At 59.0% G+C, this 18,766-nt stretch carries 14 protein-coding genes and 1 pseudogene; 4 read left to right on the top strand and 11 right to left on the bottom strand.

The genetic code is table 11. From position 1 onward, the window contains the following. Positions 1-39 precede the first annotated feature (39 nt). From KSS96_RS14810 to KSS96_RS14795, 4 genes and pseudogenes are all read right to left on the bottom strand, one after another. Entirely contained in the window at positions 40-1,119 is a 1,080-nt protein-coding gene (locus KSS96_RS14810) for a polyamine ABC transporter substrate-binding protein (protein ID WP_065879104.1), read from the bottom strand. Between the two features lie 60 nt (positions 1,120-1,179). Continuing rightward, positions 1,180-1,275, bottom strand: a pseudogene (locus KSS96_RS14805) (cupin domain-containing protein); the annotation flags it as partial. Positions 1,276-1,309: 34 nt separating this feature from the next. Continuing rightward, positions 1,310-2,716, bottom strand: a complete 1,407-nt coding sequence (locus KSS96_RS14800) for an NAD(P)/FAD-dependent oxidoreductase (RefSeq protein ID WP_068931828.1) — start codon at positions 2,714-2,716, stop codon at positions 1,310-1,312. Between the two features lie 49 nt (positions 2,717-2,765). Further along, a complete protein-coding gene (locus KSS96_RS14795) occupies positions 2,766-3,575 on the bottom strand; it encodes a helix-turn-helix transcriptional regulator (protein WP_017530627.1) in 810 nt (269 codons plus the stop codon). Between the two features lie 256 nt (positions 3,576-3,831). On the opposite strand from KSS96_RS14795, the gene KSS96_RS14790 reads away from it, so the two are divergent. Continuing rightward, entirely contained in the window at positions 3,832-4,104 is a 273-nt protein-coding gene (locus KSS96_RS14790) for a DUF1652 domain-containing protein (RefSeq protein WP_003174017.1), read from the top strand. 65 nt (positions 4,105-4,169) lie between these two features. Here the strand turns inward: KSS96_RS14790 and KSS96_RS14785 are convergent, their stop codons facing one another. Beyond that, the gene (locus KSS96_RS14785; protein ID WP_068931826.1) at positions 4,170-6,617 is read right to left on the bottom strand and encodes a UvrD-helicase domain-containing protein; all 2,448 of its coding nucleotides are present in this window, start codon (positions 6,615-6,617) and stop codon (positions 4,170-4,172) included. Between the two features lie 217 nt (positions 6,618-6,834). On the opposite strand from KSS96_RS14785, the gene KSS96_RS14780 reads away from it, so the two are divergent. Further along, positions 6,835-7,530: a pirin family protein gene (locus KSS96_RS14780; protein WP_017530625.1), complete on the top strand. Its 696-nt coding sequence runs from the start codon at positions 6,835-6,837 to the stop codon at positions 7,528-7,530. 117 nt (positions 7,531-7,647) lie between these two features. On the opposite strand, the gene pgm is transcribed toward KSS96_RS14780, so the two are convergent. The 4 genes from pgm to KSS96_RS14760 all read right to left on the bottom strand — a co-directional run bounded on the left by pgm (position 7,648) and on the right by KSS96_RS14760 (position 13,939). Further along, on the bottom strand, positions 7,648-9,294 hold the full coding sequence (gene pgm / locus KSS96_RS14775; RefSeq protein ID WP_065879108.1) for a phosphoglucomutase (alpha-D-glucose-1,6-bisphosphate-dependent): 1,647 nt from the start codon (positions 9,292-9,294) through the stop codon (positions 7,648-7,650). Positions 9,295-9,390: 96 nt separating this feature from the next. Beyond that, positions 9,391-10,797: an aminotransferase-like domain-containing protein gene (locus KSS96_RS14770; protein ID WP_017530623.1), complete on the bottom strand. Its 1,407-nt coding sequence runs from the start codon at positions 10,795-10,797 to the stop codon at positions 9,391-9,393. Beyond that, positions 10,794-12,212 carry a hypothetical protein gene (locus tag KSS96_RS14765; protein ID WP_137220089.1) on the bottom strand — a complete coding sequence of 473 codons (1,419 nt, stop codon included), beginning with the start codon at positions 12,210-12,212 and terminating at the stop codon, positions 10,794-10,796. The genes KSS96_RS14770 and KSS96_RS14765 overlap by 4 nt, the downstream gene beginning before the upstream one ends. Positions 12,213-12,916: 704 nt before the next feature. Next, positions 12,917-13,939 (bottom strand): zinc-dependent alcohol dehydrogenase family protein, encoded by a 1,023-nt coding sequence (locus KSS96_RS14760; RefSeq protein ID WP_017530621.1) that lies wholly within the window; start codon positions 13,937-13,939, stop codon positions 12,917-12,919. A 268-nt stretch (positions 13,940-14,207) separates the two neighbouring features. Here KSS96_RS14760 and KSS96_RS14755 point away from each other — a divergent pair, with 268 nt between their 5' ends. Both KSS96_RS14755 and KSS96_RS14750 read left to right on the top strand, forming a co-directional pair. Beyond that, on the top strand, positions 14,208-15,122 hold the full coding sequence (locus KSS96_RS14755; protein ID WP_010210548.1) for a LysR family transcriptional regulator: 915 nt from the start codon (positions 14,208-14,210) through the stop codon (positions 15,120-15,122). Between the two features lie 579 nt (positions 15,123-15,701). After that, positions 15,702-17,081, top strand: a complete 1,380-nt coding sequence (locus tag KSS96_RS14750; protein WP_217855011.1) for a DUF6035 family protein — start codon at positions 15,702-15,704, stop codon at positions 17,079-17,081. Positions 17,082-17,314: 233 nt separating this feature from the next. Here the strand turns inward: KSS96_RS14750 and KSS96_RS14745 are convergent, their stop codons facing one another. Together KSS96_RS14745 and KSS96_RS14740 are read right to left on the bottom strand one after the other, a co-directional pair. Continuing rightward, positions 17,315-17,812, bottom strand: a complete 498-nt coding sequence (locus KSS96_RS14745) for a GIY-YIG nuclease family protein (protein WP_217855010.1) — start codon at positions 17,810-17,812, stop codon at positions 17,315-17,317. Positions 17,813-17,881: 69 nt separating this feature from the next. After that, positions 17,882-18,691, bottom strand: a complete 810-nt coding sequence (locus KSS96_RS14740) for a TIGR02391 family protein (protein WP_217855009.1) — start codon at positions 18,689-18,691, stop codon at positions 17,882-17,884. Positions 18,692-18,766 lie beyond the last annotated feature (75 nt).

Below are 18,766 nucleotides of genomic sequence, written 5' to 3'. Positions count from 1 at the left end.
AGGCGGGGAACGATCAAACCCATCAAGACAGATGGTTTTTCAGCGCCCCATGCGAATGGTGTTCCAGACTCGCGTGCGAATCCGGTCGATATTCAGCGGCATGGCTTGCAGGGCAAACAACTTACCCATCATGTCCGCGCTGGGGTAGACCTTGGTGTCGCCTTTGATTTCAGGGTTGACCAGGCTGTCCGCCGCGCTATTGCCGTTGGCGTAGTGCACGGCGTTGGTGATCTCCGCCATGACCTGGGGCTCCAGCAGGTAATCCATAAAGGCGTAGCCGGCCTTTGCATCCGGCGCGTCGGCGGGCATGGCCACCATGTCGAACCAGATCGCGGCGCCTTCCTTGGGGATCTGATAACCGATCTTCACGCCATTGTTGGCTTCGGTGGCGCGGCTCTGGGCCTGCAGCACGTCGCCGGAGAAGCCGACAGCCACGCAGATATCGCCATTGGCCAGGTCACCGGTGTATTTCGAGGAGTGGAAGTACGCCACATACGGCCGCACTTTCATCAGCAGGGCTTCGGCCTTTTTGTAGTCCTCGGGGTTCTTGCTGTGGTGCTCAAGGCCCAGGTAATTGAGGGCGATGGGCAACAATTCCGGGCCGTTATCGAGGATGGCCACGCCACACTTGCTGAGCTTTTGCATGTATTCGGGCTTGAAAATCAGGTCCCAGGAATTCACGGGGGCATCGTCCCCAAGCACCGCCTTGACCTTGTCGATGTTGTAACCGATGCCGGTACTGCCCCACAGGTACGGGAAACCGTGGGCATTGCCCGGGTCATTGTTCTCCAAGGCCTTGAGCAGCACCGGGTTGAGGTTTTTCCAGTTGGGCAACTGGCTCTTGTCGAGCTTTTTCAGCGCGCCACCCTGAATCTGCCGGGCCATGAAGTGGTTGGAAGGAAACACCACGTCATAGCCGGAGTTACCGGTCATCAGCTTGCCGTCGAGGGTTTCGTTGCTGTCATACACGTCGTAGCTGAAACCGATCCCGGTCTGTTTCTGGAAGTTCTTCGTGGTATCCGGGGCGATGTAGCTGGACCAGTTATAGATTTTCACCGTCTCGGCGGCCTGGCTGACAGAGGCCAGCAACATCAAGGGCAACAGGGCAATGGCTTTCATGGTTCGATTTCCTGGCGGTTTTAGGGCTGTTTTTATGGCAGGCGATCAAGGATCAAAGCGTTACAGAATCAATACGTAGGTCTTGCGCACGGTTTCCTGGATATCCCACACGCCCGTGCTGTTGGCCGGCAACATCAGTGCATCGCCGGCTTGTATATGCTCATGGGTGTTCTCGTGTGAGTGAAACGGCTCAGTGCATGAAACCTTCCATGAACCCGGCCACGCCGGTCGCCCATTTGCGACGCCACGGGGCGGAGTTGGGGTTGGCCAGCACCTGGTCTTCATGGACAAAACTGCGAATGATCGCGTTGTAGCCCAGCCAGCGGCAGGGCTCGGGTTCCCAGGCCTTGAGCGCGTCGAGACCACGTTCGCGAATGACCCAGGGCTGTTTGGTCAGCGCTGTATCGCGCCCGAGGATCAAGTCCGCCAGGGTGCGACCGCCGAGGTTGGCAGCGCCGACGCCCTCCCCGCCATACCCGCCAGCCAGTGCGATGCCGGACTGTTGATCACAGAGCATGTGCGGCCGGAATTGGCGCGACATGCCGAGATTGCCGCCCCACGAATGGCTGATCCGTGCGTTTTTCAACTGTGGGAACAGCTCACTGAACAGGTAGCGACGCAGCTCGACTTCGCTGTCGGTCAGATCGAAGTTGTGGCGCAACTGTCCGGCGAACTGATAGCCGCCACGGGCGCCGAATACCAGGCGGTTGTCCGCCGTGCGCTGGCCATAAGTGACCTGGCGGCTGCTTTCGCCGAAGGCCTGGCCGTGGCTCAGGCCAATCTCGTCCCAGGTGCTGGCCGGCAACGGCTCGGTGGCGACGATCAGGCTTTGCACCGGCAATTGGTAGCGGCCCAAGGGCGGCAACGTGTTGGCATAGCCCTCGACGGCCGGTACCACCCACACCGCGCGCGCACTGGCCTTCGCCGTGCGCAGGCCGCCGGACTGCCACTGGGTTACCGGACTGTTTTCATAAATCTTCACGCCCATGCGTTCCACCACCCGCGCCAGGCCGCGCACCAGCTTGGCCGGCTGAATCGTGGCGACATGGGGTGCATAGATACCGCCATAGGGCCTGGCGATGCGGAGCTGTTCGGCCAACTGCTGCGGGCTCAGCCAGCGGTAGTCGGCGTCGGTGAGGCCCTGGCAATAGAGCTTGTGCAGATAGGCGCGCAGGCTGGCTTCTTGCTCGGGGTAGCGCGCGGCACAGTACAGGGCGCCCCCCTTGCGGTAGTCGCAGTCGATGCCTTCGCGGGCCAGTACCTGCGCCACTTCGTCGGGGATGCCGTGCAGCAGATCGAACGAGGCGCGGCGCGCTTCGGCGTGCAAGCCGGCCAGCAGCCGATCTTCGCCGAGCAGGTTACCCATCAGCCAGCCACCGTTGCGCCCCGAGGCACCAAAACCGGCGGTTTGCGCCTCGATAATCGCGATGGTCAACTCAGGCGCCTGGCGCTTGAGGTAGTAGGCGGTCCATAGCCCGGTGTAACCGGCGCCGATAATGGCCACGTTGACGTCCAAGTCATGCTCAAGGCACGGCCGAGCCACCAGCGGGTCGTCCAGTTGATCCATCCATAAACTGATGTTGCGCCATTGCGGCATGCCAGGCTCCCCTACCTCATTTCGATAGAGGGGATCCTAGAGCGCGGGGTTATTCGCTGTCTTGCGCGCGTGCACGCAGGGAAATTTGCTTGACGTAGGCTTTGGGCGACTGCCCGGTGTGCTGGCGGAAGGCGCTGTAGAACGCCGACAACGAATTGAAACCGGCGGCGAAGGCCAGGTCGTCGACCTTTATCGGCGGTGTGGCGTCATCCAGCGCTGCCAGCAAGTGCTGGAGCCGGGCCTGGTTGACGTAGCGGTAAAAGCTTTGCCCCAGCACTTGGTTGAGCAGATAGGAAATCTGGTTTCGGCTGTAGCCACACTCCTTGGCGACGCGCTGCAAATCCAATTCGGGGTCCAGGTAGGGTTGCCTGCGCTCGAAGTACTGCTGCAGGTCCTTGGCCATGTGCCCCAATTGCTGGGGCGACAGGCCCAGGCGGCTGACCGTGGGGCGCAAGGCCTGGGTGGGCTGCTCATGCACCAGTGACGCGTATTCATTGACCCGCCAGATCAACCCGTCGCGCACGGTAATGGCTTCGCTGGTACGAAACGACACCAGCCCCTGGCCGCCCCGCAACGTGATGCGGTACTGGATGAAGGCGGTGTCGCCCTCGGCACGGATGCGATCGGTGTGCTCAATGGCCTCATCGGCCTCACGGGGCATGCTGGCGTGCAGGTACTCACGCAGGTCGGCGTAACCAATGACACGGTTCTGGAAAAAGTCGTGGTACTGGATGTCCGGGTGGTAGTAGGACATTACCCCGTCCAAGTCGCGGTGGCGCCAACACAGATGGTGGCGCAACACCAGCTCACGCGTGGCGTGGGTGTGCTGGCAATCATCGGCGGCGGCGATGTCGGGCATGGGCGGTTCTGCGCTGGGTAAACCGTGGAGCTTGCCGAAATTCCACAGTGCCGACAACGGCCAATTGCGACCGCAGAGTAATGGCACTGTGCCCAATCCTGAGCAGGGCTTGACCTGCATCAACCTTATGCAAAACAACCGCCGAACGGGGCAAAAAAACTCGACTCGCGTTTGCGAACGAATGCTATTTTTAAAGCTCCGACGCCACGACCACTGACGGTCATGGCTCCCTGCCGCGAGCTAAAGGAAGCGCTCAATGAACAAGGTGGGCAACATGAACAAAGTGACGTTCCCCAACGCCTGCCAGTTGATGCGCTGGCATTTCCATCCGATGGGCTTCGAGGGCAGCATGGACGCGCCCGGCAGTATGGTCGCCCGCCTGTTCGACCGCGCCAGCGGCGAAACCCTGATTGCCATCGCCGGCATCCCCTGTGCCACGGTGATGAATGCCGCCGATGTGGAGCGCATCATTGAAGCGGTGGAAGACGAGCTGGCGTCCTTTGTACCGCCGTTGTCGTTGCGGGCGTGAGGTGAAGGCGGGAACGCCCACACCTCATCCGGACAGTTGCTCCCACAGTAGAGCCGGTGCGGCTTTCAGCCGCGCTGGTCATCGAAAAATGCCTTTTTTCCATCGACCCGTTCCGAAGCCCTGGGCACATTCACAGCTTGGCCTTCGGGCTTTTCCACATACCAGTAGCACTGGCTGATGGCCCGGGTAATGCCGACGTAGGCCAGGCGCAGCACCTCGTCCTGTTGCGCCGTGTCATACGGCTCGCTGTCGCCGTCCTTGCCCAGACCCGCCATGCGATACACCTGATTCTTGTAGGGCGAACGGGTCACGTGCTGGCAATCCCCAAGCAGAAAGACCGCATCGGCCTGCAGCCCCTTGGCGCTGTGGTAGGTCAATTGCTTGAGCCTGCGCGCTTGAGGCGGCAAGCTGGAATCCACATTAACTACTGACTGAATATGCTCTTGAATCAACAGCTTATCGCTGCTTTTTCGATACAGCATTAATATCGAATCACCCTTTTGGTAGTGCTCCAGCAATCGACGGCCCAGCGCTGCGTCATCACGCGCAAACACTTTGACCGGCTCCAGCGCCTTGGGCGTGCCGCTGGCCTTGGCCTTCTTGCCGGGAATCGCCGGGGCGGCCCGCACAATATGCTCGGCTGCATCAATGATGTGCTGATGGCTGCGGTAGTTCTCGCCGAGCATTACGCGGGTGGTACTCGGTGCGGGGAATTCTGTGTTGAATTGCATGAAGTATTTCGGCGAACTGCCGCGCCAGCCATAGATCGACTGCCAGTCATCCCCGACGCACAGCAGCGAAGAATGCTGTGCGCCACGCCCCACGTGCATCGCCGGGCCCCGGCTACGGATTTCGCGCAAGCTGGCCCGCAGCCACGAGACGATCTGCGGCGACACGTCCTGGAACTCGTCGATCATCAGGTGCGACAAGGGGCGCAGCAACGGATCGCTGAGCAACTTGAGGTTTTCCGGGGTGTTTTCGCCAAATAACGAGAACATGCGGTTATACGTCATGATCGGCGGCGATTGGTCGAGCAAGTGATCTTCCAGGGCCTTCCAGAAAATGCTCAGGGCCTCGAAGAAGAAGCGGTCCGGATCGTCTTTGGCAAAGCTCATCCGGCCCACGGCGGTGGGCACGTCCAGGCCGAGGTTCTCAATGAAGCCGGCCGCCATGACAAAGCTGTCGAGCAACGGTGCGCTGGCCAACTCACCTTTGACCTTGTAATCAAAGCCCGGCCCGGCGCTGGCATCTCCCGCCAGGCCGCTCGCAAGACGGCCGGATGATTCATAACTCTCGAACCAAATCAGCGGCTTACGACAGAAAGCTTGAAACAGGGTGCGCTTTACCGCCCATTCCGCGCGTACCGACAGCTTGGCATTCGGTCGGCTGAGCTGAGGGTTTTCCCGTGGATCAAAGCCCAGCACCACCCAGGCATCCAATTCGGGGATATAGCCGTGGCAGTGAAACTGTGCGCCATTGACCTCCACGGTCTGACGGTTGGGCTCAATCCCCTTGATCGGCCAGGCGCCGGCGCGGAACCACAGGTCCTCGATCACATCGCACAGCTCTTCATCGCGCTTGGCCGCCAGTTCGGTGACCGCCGCACGTTTCTGTACATCCGGATGGTCACGCTCCAGCTCCTTGAGCTGCAGGCCCTGACGAGCCAGCGGTGCGATCAGCTCGCGGAAACGCGGGTGCTCGCCCTGCAACCGGTGATAACAGGCGTTCATCTGCTGACGCTGGGCGTCATTGATGCGCAGGTCGAAGGGGTTGCTGTCGGCGTCTTCGAAGCCGGAACTGAGGTTTTCGAACGCTTGCAGGCGCTCAAAGCCCGGCAGGCTGCGCACCATCGGCAGGATGCGCGAGTGAAAGGTACGCACCACCGCCTGGGCATCTTTCATATCAAGCGGTTGGCCCCACAAGCTCATCATTTGCATGAGCTTGTGGATGAAGTCCTTGCGTGACTCGCGGGTAAAGGTCACCACCGTCATTGAGCTCAGCTCGAAGCCCAGATAATGGGTGAGCAGCAAAATGCGCAGTACCAGCGAGGTTGATTTACCGGCCCCGGCCCCGGCAATGACGGATGTCGAAGGCGTATCGCTGAAAATCATCTTCCATTGCGCCGCGCTGGGCTGGGCATGGGCCGGCAGCAACCGCGCCACGTCGGCCTTGAGACGTTTTTTCAGGTCGGCGGTCAGGGGCAACCGCCAATCGTCGAACAGGCTGTCGTCGATGCCGGGGGCTCGGTGCTCATCCGGGCGGAAATCACGAATCAACAGGACTTGTCGGCCCTCTTCGATGCCATCGGCCTTGCCTTCGCGATAGCCATACTCCACGCCGGCTTCGTGACCACTGCGAAACCCATCGGCTTGCCCGTGCAACCACGAAAACCGGTGCTGTGCGCGCAAGCGGGTCAGGCCGTGGCCAAACAAACGGGCGGCGAGGCGTTTCAACAGCGGCATTTGTGCCAGTGGGCGCAGTTCAGGGGGCAGATCAGGCTTGTGTTGCGGCACGCGGACTCCTGCGATGAGCTGGGTTTGACAGGTGCGCCATGGTCGCCGGAAACGCCGCGCAGTTCCAGCCAATTGCTGTGGCGTCATGCAGTTAGGCGATGAACTGAAAGTCAAAGCAGCGCAAACCAATCAATTTAGCTGATAGGAATCAGGCATTTTTTACGCTTTTTATCGATGTTGGGCTGACGGATGATGCCGTCATCAACAGGAGGCAATCATGCTCGAACTTCGACCTTTCAAATCCCTGGGCGGCGCCCATCATGGCTGGCTTGACGCTCATCATCACTTCTCGTTCGCCGAATACCACGACCCCAAGCGCATGCACTGGGGCAACCTGCGTGTGTGGAACGACGACATCATCGCGCCAGGCACCGGCTTTCCACAGCACCCGCACCGTGACATGGAGATCATCACCTATGTGCGCGAAGGCGCGATCAGCCACGCCGACAACCTGGGCAATAAAGGCCGTACCGAAGCCGGTGATGTGCAGGTGATGAGCGCGGGTACCGGGATCGCCCACAGTGAATACAACCTGGAAGCCACGCCGACCAAGATTTTCCAGATCTGGATTATTCCCAACGAAGCCGGGCTGCCGCCGTCATGGGGAGCCAAGCCGTTTCCCAAAGGTGAGCGCGAGGGCTTTGTGACCCTGGCCAGCGGCAAGGTCGGTGACAGCGAAAGCCTGCGCATTCGTGCTGATGCGCGCCTGGTGGCGGCCAATTTGAAGGCGGGCGAAAGTGCTGAGTACCGACTCGACAGCGGCCGCCGTGCCTATCTGGTACCGGCCACGGGTGTGATTGACGTCAATGGCGTGCGTGCGCAGGCGCGAGACGGCGTGGCGGTCGAGGATGAGCAGGTGTTGCGGGTGACGGCGCTTGAGGACAGCGAGATCGTATTGGTCGATCTGGCCTGATCGAAAGGTGGGAGGGACGGTGCGACCTGCTCCCGATAGCGGTGTGTCAGTCAGCTGATTGAATAACTGTCGCACCGCTATCGGGAGCAAGCCCCTCCCACATTTTTTACAACTGTGTCAGTTGGAGCTGATTGCGCCATCTACCAGCACTTGCGCCTCTTGCACCAATTGCTTGAGGTGATCTTCGCCAATAAAGCTTTCGGCGTAGATCTTGTAGATATCCTCGGTGCCCGATGGCCGTGCGGCAAACCAGCCGTTTTCGGTCATCACCTTCAAACCGCCAATCGCCTGGTTATTGCCCGGCGCGTGGCTGAGGATCTGCTGGATGCCTTCCCCGGCGAGTTCGGTGGAGGTCACCTGCTCCGGCGACAGTTTACCCAGCAAGGCTTTCTGCGCGGGCGTGGCCTTGGCGTCCACACGAATGGCGAACGGTTCGCCCAGGGCGTCGGTCAGGCCACGGTAGATCTGGCTTGGGTCCTGGCCTTTGCGCGAGGTCATTTCCGCCGCCAGCAGCGCCGGGATCAAGCCGTCCTTGTCGGTGCTCCACACGCTGCCGTCTTTACGCAGGAACGACGCGCCGGCGCTTTCTTCCCCACCGAAACCCAACGAACCTTCGAACAAGCCGTCGGCAAACCACTTGAAGCCCACCGGCACTTCATACAGACGGCGGCCGATGCGGGCCGCCACCCGATCGATCAGGCCGCTGCTGACCACGGTCTTGCCCACGGCCGCATCGGCGCGCCAGTCAGGACGGTTCTGGAACAGGTAGTCGATGGACACCGCCAAGTAATTGTTCGGCGCCAACAGGCCGCCGGACGGGGTGACAATGCCGTGGCGGTCGTGGTCCGGATCGCAGGCGAAGGCGACGTCGAAGCGCTCCTTGAGGCCGATCAACCCCTGCATGGCATAGCTGGAGGACGGGTCCATGCGGATCTGACCGTCCCAGTCAACGCTCATAAAGCGGAAGGTGGCATCGACTTCGGTATTCACCACCTCCAGGTTCAGGCGGTAATGCTCGGCAATCGCCGACCAGTAGCGCACCCCTGCTCCGCCCAATGGGTCGACGCCCAGGCGCAGATCGGCGCTGCGGATCGCGTCCATATCGATCACGTTGACCAGGTCCGCCACGTAGGTATTGAGGTAGTCGTGACGGTGGGTTGTGTCGGCCTTGAGCGCCTGGGCATGGGAGATGCGCTTCACCCCGGCCAGCTTGTTGGCGAGCAGCTCGTTGGCCTTGGCCTCGATCCACTTGGTCACATGGGTATCGGCCGGGCCGCCGTTGGGCGGGTTGTACTTGTAGCCGCCACTTTGCGGCGGGTTGTGGGACGGCGTGATGACAATGCCGTCGGCCAGGCCGCTGGTACGGCCACGGTTGTAGCAAATAATGGCGTGGGAAATTGCCGGGGTCGGCGTGTATTCATCACCTTCGGCGAGCATCACATGCACACCGTTGGCTGCCAGGACTTCCAGGGCGCTGGCGCCGGCCGGCGTCGACAGTGCGTGGGTGTCCAGGCCGACAAACAGCGGCCCGTTGATGCCTTGGGCTTCGCGATACAGGCAGATCGCCTGGCTGATGGCCAGCACGTGCCATTCGTTGAAGCTCAGCTCGAACGAGCTGCCACGGTGCCCGGACGTACCGAAGGCCACGCGCTGGGTGGAGATCGCTGCATCAGGCTGGCCGGTGTAGTAGGCCGTGACCAGTCGCGGGATATCCACCAGCAACTGGGCCGGCGCCGGTTTGCCCGCAAAAGGACTGATTGTCATGCATAAACCTCGGAAAGAAGGATGTGGAAAAATGGCAGTTTACTGAGAGTTGGACTACTGCGCGACGGTATCGATCCTACAACACAAATAGAAATTTCACCCAGTCTGCGCCTGGCGCAAGGCGTCGCTCAATGCCGCCAGGGCAATGTCCAGATTAGGGTGCCCATGGAAGGTGTGGCTCACGCGCAGGTTCTGGTGATGCAAGCCGCTGACGCTGAACAGCTCACCGGGTGCAACCACCACTTGCTGTACCAGCAAACGCTGGAATACCTGGCGCATATCCACGGCACGCGTGGAGGCCAGCCAGAACGCCGCCCCAGCCGCCGGCATTCGAAAACTCACCTGCCCTCCCAACTGTTGCTCCAGGCGCAGGCTCATCCGCACCGCTTGTTCGCCGAGCTGTTGGCGCAGCGTGCGCAGGTGCTGATCGAAACGCCCGCTTTGATGTAAGCGGGCGATGGCACGTTGGCGAATCGACGACAAGCGAAATGAGCGCAACAGGAATTGACGCTGCAACTCAACGCCCAGGCGCCGCGCCAGCAAAAAACCATAGGGGGCTTCCGAGCCGAGCAGTTTTTCGAATGAAGAGAACACGATCACCCGGTCAGGGTTCACCAGATCGCGCAACGCCGTGTGGGACGTATCGAAACTCAGCCGGCCGAAGGTGTCGTTTTCCAGCAGCCAGCAATCGTGTTGGCTCAGCAGCCGCGCCACTTCCAGCCGCTCGTAGAGCGACATCGTCACCCCCGAAGGCAAGCTGACCGTGGAAGAGAACATCACCAGGTGCACCGCTTCGTCGCGCAGCAGCCGCTCCAGGGTCGGGCGGTCCAGGCTACCCTCGGGTGTCCAGGGCAACTCAAGGATGCGCACCCCTGCGTCCTGGAACAGGCGCAGGATGAGCCAGTCACAAGGTGACTCCACGATGACCGTGCTGCCCCGCAGGCCCAGCACTTCAATCAGGATGTCCAGCACGCCGCGCAGGTCGGCACCGATGTACACATTGTCGGCGTGCCAGCAGTGGGTGGGCGACGAGGTGTAACGTGCGGCCAATGCGGCCCGTAATTCCCAGACCCCGTACGGCTGGGACCAGGGCTGCAAGTTTTTCGGGTACTGGCGCACCAGTTCGCGTTCCAGGCGCAGCAGGGCTGTGTCCAGTGAGGCCAGCAACGCGGGCTCATCGCCACTGAGCACGGCCATGCCGGGGCGTCGGGCTGCCGCGTAGAGGCGGTCGAGCAAATCCCCACCCGCCCACGCCGAGGGGTTGGCAGACATGGGCCAGGCGTAATAACCGGACTTGGCCACCGAATACACACGGCCTTCTTTTTCCAGCAACGCATAGGCGTACTGGATCGTCGAGATCGACACGTTCAGGCGCCCGGCCAACTGCCGCAATGACGGCAGCTTTACGCGGGTATCAGTACTGACCTCGTTGATCAGGGTAATCATGTAGCGGTAGACCGCCTGATACGCGAAGTCCGCCTGACGCTCGCCGCGCAGGGTCATTGCCCGGACGAATGCACGGCCAGGACGGCGCCGTGGGTTGCAGGGGCACGCCGTGCGCCATGGACGTCGACAAGGGGACGTTTGCGATACAGGTGCTGCAACAACGGCAAGGGCACGCCGCTGGTGTCCGTGACCCACTGTTGCAGCATATCGGCAGACGGCTTGCCCTGAAGCACCTTGTGCAGTTCCGGCAGCGCCACCAGCATGCCCGGATGGCACTGGCGCAAATAGCTTTCCAGGCGCTCACCATGATGAATGAACGGCGAAAACAACAGGCAGATCAGTTGGGTTTCATCCAGGCCGAAGAATGACTCGGCAAAAGTGCTTGAGAGCAAGCGCCCTTCAGCCGTGCCGGCCTGGGCGAGCAGTTCTTGGGGCATATGCAGGCCAAGCATGTACGGCGTTGCCTGCTGGATAAAATCTTCGACGCCCTCGGCGTAGTCCAGATCCCGCAGGCACTCAGCCTGCAGCCCGCGCAAATGGGCCATCAACAGCGGGTTGGAATAAGCCGGGTGCGTGAAGTGAAAACCCAGCGGGTCGGGGGTGTAGGCCATGAACTCAGTCAACAAGGACGATGAGCCCAGGTCGACGTCCTCCAGCAGGTCTGCCACACCGATGTAGGCGAGGTGGCGGTGGCTGGCCTTGCTGGGATCGTCATGGGCGACATAGTGGTCGCCGAATGCATCACGGTAATAACCGCTGCTCCACTCCTCCATTCGGGCGAACAATGCGTTGAGCGATAGCGCGCGGCCTTTGGCTATCGGCATACCGGCGCCCACGGCGGCTTTCTTGAGCCAGGCGAGAAACTGGCCTTGCTTGCGCGGGGAGTCACCGCTGACCAGCGCATGAACGCCGCCATTGCAGGTGGTGACACGCTGATAGAAGTCTCCAAGGGCCAGGTATGTGTCGTTGCACAGCATGGCGCGGCAGTCGCCGGAACTCAGGTGCCCGATCAACAACCTGGCGCGCCGGCTGATGTCTCGGGCCACTGGTGAGGCCGGGCGCAGGTGATTGAAGGGTTGTACCTCGTGGTTTTCCACCATTAACAACTCCACGCGCGGGTCGTCGTGGAGGAACAAACGGCCATAGCCCCGATTGAGGGTGTCCAATTGGCTTTCCGTGATGCCCGTATGACGCAGCGTTGCGACCCGCAGGTGAAAGGTACGGGGCGCACGCCCGGCAATGCTCAACTGGGCGGCGCGCAACAGCGCCAGGGTGTAGCTGCTGACTTCACCCCCGCCATGGGCCAACAGTATTTTGAAATCCCCCACCTGCTCCATGCCCCCTGCCGCCACAACGATGCGCTGTACCAATAACTGGAGTGCCGTTCGCCCGGAGCGACTGAAGTGCCCAATCAAACGCTGCAGAACTTGTTGGTAAACATGGTTCATCGCCTGCTCGTGAATAGTGCTCATAGTTCTACTACCTGAGTTGAAAGATCAGTTTCAAGCAACTGCTGGACAGTGCGTGCTCGACTTATTTTGCGTGTGGGAAAATCGCGCACTGCCTCGTGCGTCGATAAATAAACACTAGCAGCCTGTTGCCAAATCCCTGGGGCTTTGGCCAGCATCCAGTAGCCAGCACACGCACACAAGCTGCTGATATTTATGAAATAATTTAATATTCCCAATACCCTTAAGACCATTCCTACAGTTTCCTACAGTGTTTTAGCCAGCGTTTTAAAGAAGCTTCCGACAAAGCATTAAAAACAACTTTTCGATATAGGGGCTAGCGACTTTTTATAGAAACACCTATGCGCTGCGCACGCAGAAGCCCTGCCTAGAGTTCGAATAACTAGCGGTGACCGCGTCATTGAATCAATCATTGCTCAATCCTTGAGATGAAAGTGAAGGCGTAATTATCAGTGCTGGAATAATGATTAATAGATACAGAACTTGGCCAAAAACCAGTGCAGATGAACAGGCGTGGCTGCATAAAAAGCGCACACACAACAACGCCGCGCTGTGATTCAGCGCGGCGTCAGGGACCAAGAGCAGGATTCAGGGGGCTAATGCGCCGAACGGTACCTTATGGCGCCCGCAGGTTAAGCCCTGACAAATGGCGCATTTGCCCCATTCGTTGAGAGACTGGAGCATTCATTTGCGAATACTCCTACAGCTCAAACAGCTTCAACCTGCAATGCCACACGCTCGCGGCACGGGCATTCGTCCATATAGCGGTGCGCTTCGACGAATTGGCTGAACGGAAACACGGTAGTTTTCAGCGGCACAAGCACACGGTCAGCGGTCAACTGGTTGATATCACGCAACGCACGTTGCAGTGCAACCTGGTCCTGGATGATGCCCAGTTCCGGTTTTCCGGTGAAATTACCGATGCAGTGCACAAAGAACTGAATATTCTTCTGGAACGCCGCGCACGCCGGGAAGGGTGTCTGGTTACCGCCCTGCAGGCCATACAGCACCAGGCTGCCGCGCGGAGCCAGCACATCGCCGAGCAGCGACATCTGCGGGCCACCCAAGCCATCGAACACCACATCAACGCCGCGGTTGTCGGTGAACTTGTTGATTTGCATCAGCAGGTCCTGTTCTTCGGTGACGATGACCTTCTCCGCACCGAGAGACAGCAGGTATTCACGCTCGTCACTGTTTTTGGTCGCCGCGATCACCCGCACACCCAGGGCTTTGCCCAGTTGTACGAACGAAGGACCGGCGCAATGACTGGCGTCGGTGACCAGCGCAAATTGCCCCGGTTTGACCCGGGCCAAGTCCATATAAGCAAAGTAGGCAATCAACAGCGGTGTGTAATGCACACTCGCTTGAATCGGACTCAAGACGTCCGGGTAGCGGGTCAGGGCCGAACGGGGCAGGACGATCTGTTCGCCATACACCGGGTAATCGTTGGGGCTCTCGGCCGGAAAACTGGCCACTTTATCGCCCACGGCCAGATCATCCACGCCGTCACCCAGGGCTACCACGACCCCGGCCATTTCATGGCCCAGGCCAGAAGGAAGACGTGCATGGGAAGACGCCAGGTTCTGGCGCCACAAAATGTCATACCAGCTGATGCCAATCGCTTCGACACGCACCTGCACTTCGCCCGGCGCGGGCTGTGCGGCTGCATGCTCTTCGCACTTGAGCACCTCGGCCGGACCAAACTTGTGAAAACGAATCGTGCGGGACATCGCAAACCTCGCCAAAGTAACCTCTAATGCCATGAACTCTATCTGGGCTTTCCAGGTAAGGCCACCGGTCGCCGTTAATAGTCGACATGTCTGTCATTGATTCCGCATGTGAGGAATAGACCTCAGGCGTCGTGGGAAAACTCCATTGACCTGTAGGAAAACTCAATTAGCCGGTGCAGAGTACCAGCCTTTCCCCGTAAGATTCACGCCGGGCATTGTTCCTATATGACCGCTCTCGTCAAGTTCGCTGACTCTTCCAGGACACAAGATGAACCGTAACGACCTGCGTCGTGTCGACCTTAACCTCTTGATCGTATTCGAAACCTTGATGCACGAGCGCAGCGTGACCCGCGCCGCCGAGAAACTCTTCCTCGGTCAGCCGGCCATCAGCGCGGCGCTGTCACGCCTGCGCGGGTTGTTCGATGACCCGCTGTTTGTGCGCACCGGCCGCAGCATGGAACCGTCGGCCCGCGCCGTAGAGATCTTCGCCCTGCTCTCCCCGGCCCTGGACTCGATCTCCACCGCCGTCAGCCGCGCCGCCGAGTTCGACCCTGCTACCAGCACTGCGGTGTTTCGCATTGGCCTGTCCGATGACGTTGAATTCGCCCTGCTGCCTCAACTGCTCAAACGCCTGCGCGCGGAAGCCCCCGGCATTGTGCTGGTGGTGCGCCGCGTCAACTACATCCTGATGCCGGGCCTGCTGGCCTCCGGCGAAATCTCCATCGGCGTCAGCTACACCGCCGACCTGCCGGCCAACGCCAAGCGCAAAGTACTGCGCCGCAGCCTGCCCAAACTGCTGCGCGCCGACAGCGTGCCCGGCTCCTTGAGCCTGGACGACTTCTGCGCCCGCCCTCATGCCCTGGTGTCGTTTGCCGGTGACTTGAGCGGCTTTATCGACGAAGAGCTGGAAAAACTCGATCGCAAACGCCACGTGGTACTGGCCGTACCGCAGTTCAATGGGTTAGGCACGCTGCTCGCAGGCACGGACATCCTGGCCACCGTGCCGGACTACGCCGCTGAAGCACTGACCTCGGCAGGCGGCTTGCGCGCCGAAGACCCGCCATTGCCGGTGCGCAGCTTTGAACTGCACATGGCCTGGCGCGGCTCGCAGGACAATGATCCGGGGGAGCGGTGGTTGAGGTCGCGGATTCAGATGTTTTTTGGCGACCCTGAGAGTCTCTAGGTATCGTTGGGCAGGCTGTTTAGCTGATCATTTCTGCCGCTCCATAGGCAATGGAGATCCATCCACTTCCAGTGGATTGCTACATTGGGGGCATATCTGAGGGCATGCTTTGGATGGTTTGAAAAGGATGCCCCCAGCCTGAGGTCCAACAGCCCCTTCTCGAAAAAGTCATACGCTTCTGCTCCCAAACCGCCGTCGAGCGCTATCCGATCACCTCAGCTTGTCGGTTACTATCTTCTGGCACCTCTGAAATACTGCCGGCCCGGTGCAGGGACGCGATACTGTCCTCCCCCCGAACATAGCGGCATGACCCAAGGGTGACGGAGACCAACACGATCAATGAGGAACGGGTGTAAGCGTATGGCGAATTACACTCTAGCTCTTATGGCCGGGATCGGGTAGGTGAGTTGCCGGACGGCTAGCCATTTTCTTCCCGTAAGTCCCACCTAAGTCAATGCACGGCCGGTTGAGGTTTGACTCAATGGGCGTGATGGCACCATAGCGGCCCCGCGACCTTTCAATAGGAATGGTGCGTTCCACCCATCAGACCAGGATGCAAGACCAATCAGGGAGTGATCGATGTTCACCTATGACGTAGCCCAGCCTACGGATCAAATGCTGCTAAACGAAATCCTAAATCTCGATAACGGGGAGCCTCTGGACGTAGACACGTTCCTGAGGCGCGATTTGGTGATCGTAATACAGGATAGGAACGAACTCGCCGGCCGCTACGCTCGCAACCCGAATCAGCCATGGCTGGTATGCAGGATTTGCGGCGGTGCGGTGATGCTCGTGCTTACGCAACAGCGGCGGTTTCACTTCCGTCACCATCCGGATGAAGAAGGCACCAGGGGCTGCCCGATATCAACTAAAGGGGCATTCAGCGCCGATCAGATCAATCGGATGAAATACAACGCTGCGAAAGAAAGCGCGGCTCACCTGCGACTCAAAGGCATTATCAGGGACAGCTTGTATGCCGATTCGGCCTGCTCGGAACCAGAGGTTGAAAAGGTATGGCGTGGGATGCCCATCGCTGACCGGGCAACATGGCGCAAGCCTGATGTTCAAGTTTACCGGAAGCAGCAGCGGTTTGCGTTTGAAGTGCAGCTGTCCACTACCTTTCTTACGGAGATCGTAGGCAGAAGAGAGTTCTACCGCGTCAACGGTGGTGCCATCGTATGGGTTTTCGAGGGCTTCAATCCCCAAGAAAACCGTACCGCTGAACAGGATATTTTCTACCTCAATAACCTGAACGTCTTCGTTGTGAATGAGCGAACGTTGGAGCGCTCCCGAGAAGCAAAACGTATGGCGCTGACCTGCTGGTACGCGGTTCCACACCTCAAAGGTCGGATGATCTTTAACGAATGGCATGAAGAAGAGGTGTTTCTTGATCAGCTAACTGTCGATACGGAACAGCAACTGGTCTATTTCTACGACTATGTGACTCACCGAAAAGAGCTGGAGGAAACGATCGCTCCTGCCCGACTTCGCCAAGAATTCCACGACTTTTGGCTAGAACACGGTACCAGCGAGGAGCCCGAGGCTGACTTGGCCTGGAGCGAGCTGCGAGAACGTATGACTCTCGCAATGCCTCAGGTTTCGCTGCCTCGCTCATTTCATGAGGGCCGATTTCATGGCGCAGTATCCATTGTTCTCAGCGCAAGATATGGTCGCCCCATTGGCTACCGCCTGCCCCGCCTGATCAATGTGACGAACACCGCATTCGACTACTACAAAGCCTATTTGTTGCCTTTCGGCTGGACACTGGAAGCTTTCCACCAAGCAGAGTCGTTGGCCTCCCAGGACACGAAAAAGACGTGGGAAAAACGCCGCAAAATCATTCGAGAAGCTCTGCGAAGCAAAGATCCGGCGTACCGCCAAGACCTCAAATACAATCGGTTGTTTGCGTTCTTGGTGCCTGAGATCAAGGAAGAACTTGCGGCTGAGAGACATTGGTGAGAAAAGGCTTGGCTCACCCTAGGCCTTTCATGCCTAGTAGCTCATTGTCGCGTTAACTCTCCACATGAGAATCGCCTTCGACAAGCGCATGCTGGCTTAGACGTTGATCACCCCCACCCCGCCACGAATACCCAGTCTCGCGTTTCGTCACAGGACCACCAATCCGCGGCAGCGCCTTCACTTAGCGAACCTTTGTTTCACGGCCATGATCGAGAAAGTTCGAGGCGCGAAGATCAATCACGATCGTCCCGCGAGATATCCGAAAAGTCTGTGAGCACATCACAATTGATGCAGTGGTACATGCAGGAAGCGTCTTGGTAATGCATACCGCAAAAGCATCCACAAAACGGGCAGCACTCTTGGATCTCCAAATCACCCCATGCCCAGACGCCCATATATTCCGGTAATGCGTCTCGCCCATACCCCGTAATTTCGAATGCATCAGCATTTTTCGCTATGAATCCATCCTCGCCTTCATCCATCAGGATGGGCAAGACGTCAGCAGGTTCGATCCGGAACCATTCTCCTATCTGCCTCTGTGGAGCGAAATGGATGTGGAGCTTCCCTTCAAGAGCTGCATCATTTTCTGAATGAATCCAGCCCATTACTTCCAAGGGAAAGGGGCTACCGGTCTGTAGCTGACCCCGCCGGCGCGTTATGTCGCTAGCGCGCCCAATTTTGATGTGAATGCAATTGTTGGCCTGTACCTGACCAATGAAATAGACCGGCATCGCATTTTTCTCGATAGAGGTGAGTCGGCACAAGGCGGCTGAAGAAATCCGCTGGCCCGCCCTATGAACCTAAGGGTTTATCTTGCGGGTGACATCAAGCTTACGATGCATCAGCGATACCATCGTCAGAATGTCGAGCGCGTCTTGCTCGGACATAGGCCAATCTATTTTCGTCGCATGCGCCAAAGGATTGCGGACGGCGCCGAACAGTCCGATTAGCAGATTCGCGAATCCCTTCTGCTCACTTTTCTCAGACTCTGTGGCCAAGGGGCCCACGGCAAGCATAGGGCTTTGCCCAAGGAAAGCCTTTGCCACCAAATCGGCGCCATCACCATTCAAGCCCGACAGATTTCGGATTCGTGCCGCAATCCCCTTTGTAGCCTCAAATACAGCGTGGAAGTAATTTTCGCTCAACAATTCTGCACGGCAATATTTCACAACCTCCTCATGCACTGCTCGGGCTTCTAGCGCAGCTTTGAGCCGGCCTACACGGGCGCGGGCCACATCCAGAGTGGTTGCCTTGTCCGCACGCCCGACCTTTCCATCATCGCGTACATAGAATCCCGAGAATGCTAGGACAACGTTGAGCTCATCCCTGCGCCAAATAAAGGCCTCACGATCCCGGGCGTAGCTCACAGGATTCATAGCGCTGTTGATGAAAAGGATGAGATGGTTCCCGACCTGATGCTGGTTTTGCATTTGTGCCAACGCGTTGAACAAGCGTTTCCACTTGGTGTTGTTGGCGTCGGCGTCTGGAACGCGAATGTCTTGGAGGAGATATCCAATTTGAGTGCCGCTCAAGCCACGTTCCGTATCAGCGAGAACACGACATGCAGCTTCTAGGTGTTGCGAACTAAAAGGTGGGATGCGGGTACTCAAAGCCAATCTCCATCGGTAAACACTAGAGTGCCGCTTGAGCACCTGGGAAAAATAGCCCATAGGCCAATGTGTCGA

Source organism: Pseudomonas asgharzadehiana (genome assembly GCF_019139815.1).
In the GTDB taxonomy this organism is placed as follows: Bacteria; Pseudomonadota; Gammaproteobacteria; order Pseudomonadales; family Pseudomonadaceae; genus Aquipseudomonas; species Aquipseudomonas asgharzadehiana.
This window is presented reverse-complemented; position numbering and strand designations above follow the sequence as displayed.

What these genes read in the sequence shown, in the direction of transcription:
- KSS96_RS14810 (WP_065879104.1), bottom strand. Translation starts at nt 1,119, where the DNA reads ATGAAAGCCATTGCCCTGTTGCCCTTGATGTTGCTGGCCTCTGTCAGC.
- KSS96_RS14800 (WP_068931828.1), bottom strand. Translation starts at nt 2,716, where the DNA reads ATGCCGCAATGGCGCAACATCAGTTTATGGATGGATCAACTGGACGAC.
- KSS96_RS14765 (WP_137220089.1), bottom strand. Translation starts at nt 12,212, where the DNA reads ATGAGCACTATTCACGAGCAGGCGATGAACCATGTTTACCAACAAGTT.
- KSS96_RS14760 (WP_017530621.1), bottom strand. Translation starts at nt 13,939, where the DNA reads ATGTCCCGCACGATTCGTTTTCACAAGTTTGGTCCGGCCGAGGTGCTC.
- KSS96_RS14770 (WP_017530623.1), bottom strand. Translation starts at nt 10,797, where the DNA reads ATGACCCTGCGCGGCGAGCGTCAGGCGGACTTCGCGTATCAGGCGGTC.
- KSS96_RS14745 (WP_217855010.1), bottom strand. Translation starts at nt 17,812, where the DNA reads ATGCCGGTCTATTTCATTGGTCAGGTACAGGCCAACAATTGCATTCAC.
- KSS96_RS14755 (WP_010210548.1), top strand. Translation starts at nt 14,208, where the DNA reads ATGAACCGTAACGACCTGCGTCGTGTCGACCTTAACCTCTTGATCGTA.
- KSS96_RS14750 (WP_217855011.1), top strand. Translation starts at nt 15,702, where the DNA reads ATGTTCACCTATGACGTAGCCCAGCCTACGGATCAAATGCTGCTAAAC.
- KSS96_RS14795 (WP_017530627.1), bottom strand. Translation starts at nt 3,575, where the DNA reads ATGCCCGACATCGCCGCCGCCGATGATTGCCAGCACACCCACGCCACG.
- KSS96_RS14790 (WP_003174017.1), top strand. Translation starts at nt 3,832, where the DNA reads ATGAACAAGGTGGGCAACATGAACAAAGTGACGTTCCCCAACGCCTGC.
- pgm (WP_065879108.1), bottom strand. Translation starts at nt 9,294, where the DNA reads ATGACAATCAGTCCTTTTGCGGGCAAACCGGCGCCGGCCCAGTTGCTG.
- KSS96_RS14780 (WP_017530625.1), top strand. Translation starts at nt 6,835, where the DNA reads ATGCTCGAACTTCGACCTTTCAAATCCCTGGGCGGCGCCCATCATGGC.